This is a genomic window from Lysinibacillus sp. NPDC093688 (assembly GCF_050280145.1).
Lineage (GTDB): Bacteria > Bacillota > Bacilli > Bacillales_A > Planococcaceae > Lysinibacillus > Lysinibacillus xylanilyticus_B.
The window spans coordinates 1-9,937 of the sequence record NZ_JBNNUX010000069.1 but is presented as its reverse complement, the minus strand read 5'-3'; the positions used below and the strand labels follow the sequence as shown (position 1 = coordinate 9,937).

At 33.6% G+C, this 9,937-nt stretch carries 10 protein-coding genes; 7 read left to right on the top strand and 3 right to left on the bottom strand.

What is annotated here, in order from left to right:
- Window positions 1-127: 127 nt before the first annotated feature.
- Window positions 128-616 carry a hypothetical protein gene (locus ACQKN2_RS24410; protein ID WP_427417234.1) on the bottom strand — a complete coding sequence of 163 codons (489 nt, stop codon included), beginning with the start codon at window positions 614-616 and terminating at the stop codon, window positions 128-130.
- A gap of 553 nt (window positions 617-1,169) precedes the next feature.
- Here ACQKN2_RS24410 and ACQKN2_RS24405 point away from each other — a divergent pair.
- The 5 genes from ACQKN2_RS24405 to ACQKN2_RS24385 all read left to right on the top strand — a co-directional run bounded on the left by ACQKN2_RS24405 (window position 1,170) and on the right by ACQKN2_RS24385 (window position 6,137).
- A complete protein-coding gene (locus ACQKN2_RS24405; protein WP_427417233.1) occupies window positions 1,170-2,786 on the top strand; it encodes an amidohydrolase in 1,617 nt (538 codons plus the stop codon).
- A 264-nt stretch (window positions 2,787-3,050) separates the two neighbouring features.
- Entirely contained in the window at window positions 3,051-3,248 is a 198-nt protein-coding gene (locus ACQKN2_RS24400) for a DUF3311 domain-containing protein (RefSeq protein ID WP_427417232.1), read from the top strand.
- Complete coding sequence (locus ACQKN2_RS24395) at window positions 3,248-4,729, top strand: sodium:solute symporter family protein (protein WP_427417231.1); 1,482 nt, start codon at window positions 3,248-3,250, stop codon at window positions 4,727-4,729. The genes ACQKN2_RS24400 and ACQKN2_RS24395 overlap by 1 nt, the downstream gene beginning before the upstream one ends.
- Window positions 4,730-5,089: 360 nt before the next feature.
- Complete coding sequence (locus tag ACQKN2_RS24390; RefSeq protein WP_427417230.1) at window positions 5,090-5,776, top strand: NERD domain-containing protein; 687 nt, start codon at window positions 5,090-5,092, stop codon at window positions 5,774-5,776.
- Between the two features lie 25 nt (window positions 5,777-5,801).
- Window positions 5,802-6,137: a nucleoside triphosphate pyrophosphohydrolase gene (locus tag ACQKN2_RS24385; RefSeq protein WP_427417229.1), complete on the top strand. Its 336-nt coding sequence runs from the start codon at window positions 5,802-5,804 to the stop codon at window positions 6,135-6,137.
- Window positions 6,138-6,386: 249 nt separating this feature from the next.
- On the opposite strand, the gene ACQKN2_RS24380 is transcribed toward ACQKN2_RS24385, so the two are convergent.
- On the bottom strand, window positions 6,387-6,872 hold the full coding sequence (locus tag ACQKN2_RS24380) for a hypothetical protein (protein WP_427417228.1): 486 nt from the start codon (window positions 6,870-6,872) through the stop codon (window positions 6,387-6,389).
- A gap of 432 nt (window positions 6,873-7,304) precedes the next feature.
- Between ACQKN2_RS24380 and ACQKN2_RS24375 the strand changes: the two genes are divergently transcribed.
- Together ACQKN2_RS24375 and ACQKN2_RS24370 are read left to right on the top strand one after the other, a co-directional pair.
- Window positions 7,305-8,060, top strand: coding sequence for a hypothetical protein (locus ACQKN2_RS24375; protein ID WP_427417227.1), 756 nt, complete (start codon window positions 7,305-7,307; stop codon window positions 8,058-8,060).
- A gap of 444 nt (window positions 8,061-8,504) precedes the next feature.
- Entirely contained in the window at window positions 8,505-8,726 is a 222-nt protein-coding gene (locus ACQKN2_RS24370; RefSeq protein ID WP_427417226.1) for a YdbC family protein, read from the top strand.
- Window positions 8,727-9,256: 530 nt separating this feature from the next.
- Here the strand turns inward: ACQKN2_RS24370 and ACQKN2_RS24365 are convergent.
- Window positions 9,257-9,619, bottom strand: coding sequence for a hypothetical protein (locus tag ACQKN2_RS24365; protein WP_427417225.1), 363 nt, complete (start codon window positions 9,617-9,619; stop codon window positions 9,257-9,259).
- Window positions 9,620-9,937 lie beyond the last annotated feature (318 nt).

Here is a 9,937-nt window from a genome sequence, read left to right as displayed (position 1 = left end):
CAACAGCTTGTAATCTATCTTCGGCAGTATATTTGACCATAAAAAAACTGCACCTCCAATTGTTAGATGTGTCTAACAATTGGGGAGCAGTTCACGTAAAGAGGTTTTCTATTTTGCCCAAATGTAATTATGCGACGAAAGGTTTATTCATCTTCATTAAGCCGTAGATAAAATAGAAAAGTCCGAATGTAATGAACGATAAAATAATATAAAGTACTGCTCTTCCAGGCTCACCAGACCAACGATAATAGAGGCGATATGTGAAATACAAAACATAAATACAAAGACCCAATGAGGCAAGTAAACCGATAAATGGAATGAATGAAACTAGTAAAAATCCAGCATAAATTAGAACATTCTTTTTTGCTTCGGCACGAACTGTTACGTCATCATCACCCTTTGCAGTTAATAGGAAAAGGCTGTAAACGTTAATAACAGGAATCCAAGCGACATAGGCAAGATCATCAAAGCCATTTGCTTTAGATGCCTGATAATAAATAAGTGAACTAATAATATAGCCTACAATACCCATCACAAGGAAAATTAACATAATGATGAGAAAAAAACCGGCAAAAAAGGCATCAGTATCATTAGTAGAATAATAAGAATCGTACATTGGAAAACCTCCTTTCAAAAAAATACTTCCTAATAATAACAGGACTAAAGTGTTAAATCTATAGTGGAAAATATTAGGTAATTAGTGATAATCGTACATATATACTATTTTAGGATAAGATGTATCTTATTTCTATGATGAATTTTTGATAAAAGATTAATCTAATTGTAAAAATGAATTTGGGATTATTATAAGTCTAGTGGTGAAGAATCATTTTATGCATATTTTAAAATCCATCGAAGAAAGAGAAAAATGGAAAGTCTCTAATAACAGAATAGTAAGAGTTGATTACTGATTATACCTATAGAAATTTTGAACTTCGGTAAGGAACAGCATAAATGTGCTTTCTATGAAGGTGAAAAAGTGATAGAAAATATAGCACTTAACCTTTTTACGAATGGGCTTTAACCCTTTTAACCTTTTGTCTAAATAAATGTAAAATTACTTACCTTTTGTAAAAATATAAGACAATCTATTTTTAGTAAAATAAATGAATAGACTAACACAGTCTCTTTTCTCTGATTATTCAAAATATGTAGTGAGGGGGATTTAAATGCAAGCGAACATTGCTTTTTTAAACGGTGAAGTAATTACTGTAGATGGACAAGACTCTATCCGAGAGGCTCTAGCGATTTCTGATAACAGAATAGTAGCAGTCGGTTCGAATGAGGAGATAAAAGGTTTAATTGGTGATTCTACACAAGTAATTGACTTGGAAGGAAAATCAATTTTACCAGGAATTATTGATGCTCACTTACATCTGGTCATGTATGGTACTTCTCAACTCAGTATTAGCTGTAAAGAGCCAGGGATGGACTCCGTAGATGCAATTTTGACTGCTTTAAAAGACAAAGCTGCTACTACACCAAAGGGTCAGTGGATTCGCGCTTGGGGTTTCAATGAACAAACAGTTAAGGAAAAACGATATCCTACGCTTGAAGAATTGGACAACATTACGATAGACCACCCGATTGCCATTACCCGTACTTGCGGTCACATCGGAATTGTAAATTCAGTTGCTTTACGTTTATCAGAAATTGACGAAACAACACCTGATCCCCAAGGAGGCTTAATTGAAAGAGATGCAAAAGGTCAACTAACTGGACGATTGATTGAAAATGCTTATATGCAGTTTAGTGGGTTTGCAATTTTTTCAAATGAAGAAGTTTATCAAGCTATTCAAATCGCGCAGCAACATTTCTTAAAAGTTGGTATTACAAGCGTTCATGAAGCTGGAACGTTTACAAAAGAAAATTACCGAATGTTACAATTAGCCTCCCAAAAAGGAGACTTGAAAATTCGTGTCTATGCGATGATTGCTAGTTTAAATGACTGTAAACAGTTCACATTAAATATGATGGAAGCTGGGGTGGTAACTGGAACTGGAAATGAATTCTTTAAAGTGGGTCCTGCTAAATTGTTTACAGATGGTAGTAGTACTGGTCCGACTATTGCTACCCGTGAAGGTTATACAAGCAATCCAGACGATCATGGAATCTTATATTACACCGAGGATGAAATTTATGAAGTACTTGGTAAAGCACATGAATTAGGCTATCAAATTACTGTACATGCACAAGGTGACCAAGCTATTGAAACGTATTTGAATGTTGTAGAACGCGCTTTAAAAGAAAATCCTCGTGAAAATCATCGACATCGCATTGAACACGCTGGAATTTCAAGCCCCGATTTACAGCAACGAATGAAAGAGTTAAAGATGATTCCAATACCTAATCCACCATTTCCGTATGAATTTGGTGAAAGTTATTTAACGAACTACGGTGAACGTACTGACTTTATGTATTCTGCACGAGACTTTATTGATCAAGGAATTATTACTGCTGCTGGGTCAGACTCACCAGTTACAACCTACAATCCGTTTATTGGAATTCACGAAGCGGTCAATCGACTCACTGCCGAAGGAACTTCATTTGGTGAAAAACAAAAAATAGATGTTCTTGAAGCTATTCGTCTATATACCTATAACGGTGCATATGCAAGTTTTGACGAGGATATAAAGGGTAGTTTAGAACCCGGTAAATTAGCAGATATAATTGTACTTGATCGAAGTATTTTGAAAACCCTTCCACAAGAATTAAAAGATATTCAAGTCGAATTAACAATATTAGATGGCGCTATTCTTTTCGAACGCTCTAAAACGAAAATATAGTGATGAGGCTGGGGGACTCTTAAATTTCAAGCTGTCCATTTGAATTACAAAAAGCCGATAATTTCCTTACCTTTAAAGACCGAATTTTACGTGCATCCAATGATATGCAACTTACAAGTGAATATGTTCTCTTACCATAGTTATTTGCGATGTCTTTGAAAAAGTAATCCGTGTTTTAAACTCCAAATTTCCAGGCTTATTCTCGTTAATCCGAGGGTTATATTCTTTTTTGTACGATAAAAAGGAAATTCAAAGGAGGCTTATATGAAAAACATTAAACTGTTATTGTTGATACCGTTTATTGGAATGTGCTTATGTTTGCCCTTTGCAAATAAAATAGAGCCTTATATTCTTGGTTTACCTTTTCTCCTGTTCTGGATTATTTTCTGGATGATTTTATCGTCATTAATATTAGCAATTGTGTATAAATTGGATCCTGAAAACCAAGGAGGCGATGAATAATGAATATAGCTTTACTGATTATTTTTGTATTTGCATTGATTGCTCTTTTCCTTGGTATCCGAGCAACACATGGAAAAAAAATGAATGTCGACGAATTTGCTGTTGGTAATAAAGGTTTTGGTACATTATTCGTGTTCCTACTAATTGCAGGAGAAGTTTATACTACTTTTACATTTCTTGGTGGTAGTGGTTGGGCTTATTCGAATGGAGCCGCTGCTTTTTATGTACCTGCATATATTTGTTTAGCATATGTTTTATCTTATTGGATTGCACCAAAGATTTGGAACTATTCTAAAGATCACCATATTATTTCTCAACCAGAATATTTTGCCTCCCGCTATAAAAGTCCGATATTAGGATTAGTTGTATCGTTTTTGGGTGCTATCGCATTGATTCCATATATAGTTATACAATTAAAAGGGTTAGGTATTATTGTTTCAGAGGCTTCATATGGAGGAATTAGCCCAATTATGGCTAGTACTATTGGTGCCATAATTATTACAATGTATGTTACCATTTCAGGTATCCATGGCTCTGCTTGGACGGCTGTATTAAAGGATATCATGATCTTAGGAGTCATTGTATTTTTAGGAATTTATATTCCATACCATTATTTTGGAGGGGTGCAACCTCTATTTGAAGCTGTAGAAAAAATAAAACCAGAAAGCCTAACTCTCGCTAGTTCTGGATTAAGTATTTCTTGGTTTGTCTCAACGATTATATTAAATGCGTTCGGATTTTATTTATTACCAAACTCCTTTTCCGTATTATTATCATCTAAGAGTGCAAAAGCATTGAAGAAAAATGCCATTACCTTACCTTTATATACGCTATTACTCTTATTCGCATTTTTCATAGGTTTTGCAGCCATTATAGAGATTCCAGGATTACAAGGGGCTGAAGGAGATTTATCATTACTCCGCTTAACGATTCAAACATTTGATCCTTGGATAGTAGGTGTTGTCGGTGCTGCTGGGTTATTAACTGCTTTAGTACCCGCATCTGTTATGTTAATGTCTGCTTCAATTGGATTAATGACTGGATTTTACAAGCTTGTGAAACCAAGGGCAACAGATCGCCAACAGTTATTTGCTTCAAAAATGTTTGTATTTGCTATAATATTGGTTGCTTTCATCTTCACGATTACTGGAGGGGATGCACTAGCAATCTTAAACATTATGTCATACAGCTTAATAACACAACTTCTTCCAGCCCTCTTGTTTAGTTTCTATAAAAATCGCATTCTTAACAAAATCGGTACTATGGTAGGGATTTTAATTGGTGTAGGAATCGTATTTTATGGTGCCATAACATCACATAAACTAATTGACTTTTTCCCGAACATCCCACACGTAATTAATGACATCAGCACAGGAATGATTGCTGTTATTATTAACTGTGCAGTAGCTATTGTAGTAAGCCTTGCAACCAATCATTTAGTTGCGGAAAAGAAGGACGATATTACTACACTTGTAGCATAAAATGACTTGATCATTTAACTTATTATATAAAATTAGACGTTTATTCTAATGTGAATAAACGTCTTTTTTCCATTAGAAAATTTTATTTTTTTCAAAGACTCCTTTTTTGGACATTTGAAAGCTGCTAAATTTTTGTTTTACTAAAGCAATATATCTACAAATATTATCCTTAATTCAATGGTAATGATTTTAAAATCATGCTTGAACAAGACTGCTTAGTAAATCTATAAGAAATCTCCTTATAAATATTTGAGAATTAATATAGAAATGCAAAAAATATACTTGGTAAAATTGGTATAATACTATTGGGAATTATTGTTTTTTATTAAGTAAAATAATAATAGGATAGGGGAGTTTGTGTTGCTAATTATATTTTTTGTATTGATAGTTTTAAGCTTTTACCTCATGGAAAAAAGTTATCGGAAAAGTGTCTATTATAAACTGACAAAAAATAATTTCTTTGCAGTTAAACTCAATAAAGGGAGAAATGGTGAGTACTTAACATCGACAATTATTGAGAAGCATGCCTTACAAAGTCATAGGCAATTATTAAATGTATATGTTCCAAAGAGAAATTCAGATGAATTAACGGAAATTGACCTTCTATTTATTGATCGAACGGGTCTATATGTGATTGAGTCAAAAAACTATAGTGGTTGGATTTTTGGCAATGAAACACAACAGCAATGGACACAAACGATGCCGAATAAGAAAAAATATAAATTTTTCAATCCGATCCGTCAAAATGCTACGCATATACGTGCAATTCAAGATTTCTTAGAACTTCCGAATGAAGCAATTCATTCCGTCATTGTCTTTAGTGAGCGCTGCACATTGAAAAAAGTGGCAGTAACTTCTCAAAATGTACATGTTATAAAACGAGAGAATTTAAGGCGTTTTATCCAAACACAAAAGCAAACTGCAAGACAGCTTTTCTCTCAAGACGATATTCAAGCAATTTACAATAAGCTTGTGCCTCAAATGCAAGTGACCGATGAAATCAAAAAACAACATATTCAAACGATTCAGCAGAAATATGGAAAATAATAGTATTTAAAAGGAGGCAGTGGTCATGCCGGTGTACAATAAATTAGTACGTTATTTAATTCCACAAGTAATTGAAGCAGGGGGTAAAACCTGTAACGTAAGAATATTAGAACAAAGAGAACATTTAGAAGAAATAAAAGCGAAAATGCAAGAAGAAGCATTAGAATTTCAAGAGGCAGCCTCTCCAAAAGAGGCCATTGAGGAACTTGCGGATATTTTAGAACTAGTACATACAGCTATACAAATGTACGATGTATCCTACAAACAATTAGAACAAATACGTAATCAGAAGAAGAGGCAACGCGGAGGCTTTTCGAAAGGTATATATTTAATTGAAGTACAGGGGGAAGAGGGAAGCTGAGCTTTTTTGTATAGGCGTAGGTCCTGAAAGTCTTAAACCCTTCTTGTTAGCTAACTTCTTTTTCAAAAAAATGGTGATAGTGAACTTGATCTTAGTAGTGGGTGAAAATAGTAGCGGTATAGTATGTATGAGCGCGCAGTTTAAAAGTGAGGTCTTTCCTAAAGGTTAGGAAATTCTAAAGTATAAATAAGTTCAAAACCTCTTTAACCTTTGAAAGGTGTAAAGAGGTTTTTGTACGTGCATATGTATTTATGCAACGAAAGGTTTATTCATTTTTATTAAACCGTATATATAATAGAATAGTCCGAATGTAATGAACGATAAAATGATATAAAGTACAGCTTTCCCAGTTTCACCAGTCCAACGATAGAACAGGCGATAAGTGAAATACAAAGTAAAGCCTAAAAGACCTAATGAAGCAATAATACCTAGAAACGGAATAAATGAAACAAGTATTAATCCAACGTAAATAAGAGCATTCTTTTTCGCTGCGCCACGAACAGTTGCGTTATCTTCACCCTTTGCCGTTAATAAGAAAAGGCTATAAACGTTAATAATTGGAATCCATGCAATATAAGCTAGATCGCCAAAACCATTTATTTTTGATGCTTTATAATAAATAAGTGAACTAATAACATAGCTTACAATACTCAACACAAGGCCAATTAACATAATAACGAGAAAAAAACCACTAAGAGCCATATCGATATCATCGTAATTATAAGAATCGTACACAAGAAAACCTCCTTTCTAAAAAATTACTTTATTATAATAACAATACCAAAGTTATAAATCTACAGTTAAAAATATCCGTATTTTAATGGAAATCATATATTTATATTATTTTCTAAAAGATATATTTGATTATAATAATATATTTTTGGTATTTGATTATAAGGTAACCCAAAAATTAGTGATTGAACCAAAAAGGCAGTAATGACAAGGGACGGCTTATCCTTGTCGTTACTACCTAGTTCGGTTGTAATGTTGCTGTCGCTACGTTAGCACTTCGTTTCGCACAAAAGAACATCTGTTGTCTTAAAGCCTCCGATGGATGTTATTTTAATAATGAATGTTGTTCCTAGACTTTATTTTACTGCAGAAGAGGTGCATGTTATATTGCATGTAGCACATTGTAAAATAATGGGCGGAAGGGGCGCGTAGAAATTGAAAAAAGAAATTGGTACATTGATGTTGTTGAGTGTTATCACACTATCTGGATGTAGTTTAGATAAGTCAACAACAGTTACGCAAGAGACAGTAAAAACTTCTAGTGAACAGGGAACAACGCAGTCGGAGCAAAAGAATGATGCAAAATTGATTGCAGCTTCTGATGATAAAACAGTTAAACTTTACGCACTTAATGAAGAAAAAAATGAAATAAAAAGCGTAGTTTTGGATATTGATGGTAAACAAAAAAACTTTGACTGGGAAATCCCTAATACAGGCACTGAACCCCAGTTATTCTATACGGATCTTACAAATGATGGTAAGGAAGAAGTCGTAATTATAATCCAAACCGGCCGAGGAACAGGATTAGATAACCATGATATTCATGTTATTAGTGTTGAGGATTTATCAGAGATTAAAGTTCAAAGCTATGAAGATATTGTTGCTAATGAAATTAAATCTAAAGTTGTTAAAAATGATGATGGTACATTAACGATTACAGCTAAAGCGCAAGGAAAAGAATCTAAATTTGATTATGATTTTGATCCCGCGCCAAATTTAAATCAAGATGAACTTGCTTTCGGCGGTGTAGTTGTTTATGCATTGGAGAATCAAAAAATAAAATTAAACATGCCAGGATCTGTCGGAGTATCTCCAGTATATGTAGCTGATTTCAACATCACATATAAATTCGATAGTGCCAAGAATGAATTCATTGTTGATCAAATTGAAATGATGCCTACAAAAAAATAAAAAGAAAAGCTGACAATAATATAATGTGTACCCTTTGTAAAGGACATTAAGCTTTAGGCAACTTAAAGAAGATGATGACTGTATAGAGCAGGCGTCATTATTTTTGATTAATAATCGTGGTAATGCTGTGCTCATACTAATCATTCTGCGGTCATAAATTATCATCTTTTTTACACTTTTATATTTTTAAAAAACTCTATTAGCATCGTTTAAATCAGAAACTCAAAGCAAGTAAGTAAATATAAAGTAATTACAATGTGGAAAAGCCTGAATTGGCAATAAGGTTGCCATGAGTACTTGAAGTATAGAAACTAAAGAAAGTACACAAATTAAAGTAAAAATTTCAGTTCTTTGTACGTGTAATTATATATGCGTTGTCACGTTTGATAATCCTATTATTTCAGGATATAGTTCTTATTACAGTAACATTAAGGAGGAATACATATGGCAGAAATTAAATACGAAATTATTGAAACGATTGCGGTATTATCTGAGGGCAATAAAGGCTGGAAAAAAGAATTGAATTTAATTAGTTGGAATGATCGTGAACCGAAATACGATATTAGAGATTGGTCGGAGGGTCATACAAAGATGGGGAAGGGTGTTACGTTATCAATTCCTGAACTGCAGCTTTTGAAAGAGTCGTTAGCTAAATTGTCAGAATAACAAAGGTATTCTTTAGTGTTTTTTTAGGTAATAACGTAGTTCTGGATTCATGCTCATGAAGCGGCAAATGTAGAGTATAGTCTTTCACCAGACTAACGATACAGGTGAAAAAACATCAATCTTCTGAGGATTTTCCGTAGAATATATTTCATAAAATTGGTAGACTAGCAGTAGCAACAATTCATAAAGCAGGTGGCGGCTGAACTCCCTTTTGAAAGGGGGTGAGGCGGATGTTATCTTAAGTGAAAAGTGTTTAACACGTATGAGGATCATAGAGACATAATCTAGTAGTAAGAAAATGGTGAATGAGAGTAGGATTTATATCTACCTTTCACCATTTTTATTTTGAAAAAATTTGAGATCTTTCAGAGATACACAATGTTCTTCAAACCATTTAACAATTCCCTCTGTTTCATATCTGTTCGACCTCCAATTCATTTTTTTACTCAACTAAACTACGCCGTTAGCACAAGAAGCGATTGCTCTAATCGAACAATCACCTCTTAGCTTACATGTATGTATTGACAAAATTAAACACCATAATGAATCAACCATCTATCTTCTTTTATTGCCTCAGCTATTTTTTTCATCAATTCTTCAAGTTCTTCTGATTTGTACTCGTCGTTTGCTTCACTAACCATATTTAAAAATTGTTTATGAGAACTCGACGGTATCAATGTTATTCCAAAATAGGCGAGGCTTTTATAAGGTCTATTTGTGTTATGTGCGAATGTTTCTAGATGATTCATTTTTTCACCAAAATCCTTAGACATAAGTTCATCAAAAAGGTCCCCATCTACACCTATGCAATTATATTTTTCGGGTTCATAACTAACATACTCTTTATTTTTTTCAATACATTCAACTATTCCAAACTCGTGAATATAAGCCAAATTAACACATCTCCTAAGTCTTCAGTTTCTCACATTATTTTACAACACTTTCTTGTTCATTTTTCAACTAACCTTGCAGGCCAAAACACAAAGCCGTTTCCCGACGCAATTATGCCGAGGCATAATTGATTGAACAGTGAAGTCTTTACTAATTGCAGTACTTACACTGATGCCTAGCATTATTGTCTCTCAAAATAAAAAGAAATAGCCACCCTGCCCGCTATGAACTGCTCCCTGTCAAGTAGACAGTGGAAATAATAAAAAATGTATTAAGCGGCTTGAGCCCTGAATTCTAAAGGACTCAAGCCGTTTAATCGT

Excerpts from the sequence above, each read along its gene's own strand:
- ACQKN2_RS24410 (WP_427417234.1), bottom strand. The coding sequence starts at position 616 with ATGTACGATTCTTATTATTCTACTAATGATACTGATGCCTTTTTTGCC.
- ACQKN2_RS24405 (WP_427417233.1), top strand. The coding sequence starts at position 1,170 with ATGCAAGCGAACATTGCTTTTTTAAACGGTGAAGTAATTACTGTAGAT.
- ACQKN2_RS24400 (WP_427417232.1), top strand. The coding sequence starts at position 3,051 with ATGAAAAACATTAAACTGTTATTGTTGATACCGTTTATTGGAATGTGC.
- ACQKN2_RS24395 (WP_427417231.1), top strand. The coding sequence starts at position 3,248 with ATGAATATAGCTTTACTGATTATTTTTGTATTTGCATTGATTGCTCTT.
- ACQKN2_RS24385 (WP_427417229.1), top strand. The coding sequence starts at position 5,802 with ATGCCGGTGTACAATAAATTAGTACGTTATTTAATTCCACAAGTAATT.
- ACQKN2_RS24370 (WP_427417226.1), top strand. The coding sequence starts at position 8,505 with ATGGCAGAAATTAAATACGAAATTATTGAAACGATTGCGGTATTATCT.